Source organism: Pedobacter agri PB92 (genome assembly GCF_000258495.1).
Classification (GTDB): domain Bacteria; phylum Bacteroidota; class Bacteroidia; order Sphingobacteriales; family Sphingobacteriaceae; genus Pedobacter; species Pedobacter agri.
The window spans coordinates 1-1298 of sequence record NZ_AJLG01000327.1 but is presented as its reverse complement, the minus strand read 5'-3'; the positions used below and the strand labels follow the sequence as shown (position 1 = coordinate 1298).

General features: G+C 31.9%; 3 protein-coding genes. 1 reads left to right on the top strand and 2 read right to left on the bottom strand.

Going from position 1 to position 1298, the window contains the following annotated elements:
* Positions 1 to 20: 20 nt before the first annotated feature.
* Together ON09_RS23680 and ON09_RS23675 are read right to left on the bottom strand one after the other, a co-directional pair.
* Positions 21 to 380, bottom strand: a complete 360-nt coding sequence (locus ON09_RS23680; RefSeq protein WP_010603552.1) for a magnesium and cobalt transporter CorA — start codon at positions 378 to 380, stop codon at positions 21 to 23.
* Between the two features lies 1 nt (position 381).
* The gene (locus ON09_RS23675) at positions 382 to 993 is read right to left on the bottom strand and encodes a WbqC family protein (protein ID WP_010603551.1); all 612 of its coding nucleotides are present in this window, start codon (positions 991 to 993) and stop codon (positions 382 to 384) included.
* A gap of 38 nt (positions 994 to 1031) precedes the next feature.
* Between ON09_RS23675 and ON09_RS23670 the strand changes: the two genes are divergently transcribed.
* Positions 1032 to 1298: LpxL/LpxP family acyltransferase (locus tag ON09_RS23670; RefSeq protein WP_010603550.1), on the top strand; the 267-nt coding region annotated here is incomplete at its 3' end.

Here is a 1298-nt window from a genome sequence, read left to right as displayed (position 1 = left end):
CACACTGGTAAAGGTGCCTGCTAACTGAAAAAATAGTATTTATCATTATCATATTCATCAAGTTTCGGACGTTGGTATGAACTCGTGATATCTTCCAAAACCAATCTGCTGATATCAAATTTAGCATAAAGCGTTTCAAAAATATTAGGATCAGCCAGGCCCTTAATATCAAACCAATAGTTAAAATCTTTATTTTCAACTAGTTTGTCGATATTATTGATGTTTTTCAGTTCCTCCTTTTTATAACTTTTAGTATTATAAGTATGAAGAACAATAACGGGTTTCAAAGCTTCATCGTCAATAGCATATAAACCAGGACTAGTGCCTGGAGCAGGTACTTTATAATGTTTATGTCGATTACGAGGCTTATTCTTTCCCATTTTATAAATATAACTTGGCTTGCGGACCTTGATTAAATAACAAATCAACAATGCTTAAATTGGGCAAAAATTGATGTCTGTCTTCAAAAACCTGATAATATGGCTTATTGTTTAAAAATTCATCACTTTTTTTTGGATTCATCATTCCTCTAAAATCGAGCTCAGGGAGAATATTATCCTCATAGGAAATTGTAGTTTTAAGCTCAATGTTCAATTTAAGCTTTTTACTAAGCCACTCCATCAACTCCATGTTGTAGTCGAAAAGGAATTCAAATTTTTCTTGATAAAATCGCGAAAGCTCATCTTCATAATATTCAAAATAGGCCGAACTACGATAACAAGTTTCTAAACTCAACCAATGTAACCGTTGCCAGTTAAAGTCGTAGCTGATTTTAACATCCTTCATTTTGGTATGTGTTTTTGAGCCCTTAACCAATGGAACTGTTAAATCAAGCTTGCCGTTTGGAGAATAAATGCTTGCCCGATTTCGATAGGTTTGTTTTGCTAAATGTTCATGTTTCTCAATTAAAAAATCTTGTCCTTGTTTTTGTAATAAACTAAAGTAGCCTACCGGAGGAAGATAAAATAATGGAAGTATAGCTGTATTATGCATTTGAAAATTTATGTTTGTAGCTGAAACAAATAAAAATAATGATTAAAAGAGGGTTTGCGCACCTTGGCGTATTTTTTTTATACCTGGTGTCGTTGCTTCCTCTGCCCTTTCTATTTTTTTTTGCAAGATTACTATATTATCTTCTTTATTATGTAATCGGCTATCGAAAAAAAGTTGTTCGTGAGAATTTACTTAAATCTTTCCCTGAAAAATCAGCCGATCAAATCATTAAAATAGAAAAAGATTTTTTTCTTTTCCTTTCGGAATTGATTTTCGAAATCATTAAAATGACTACAATTTCAAAG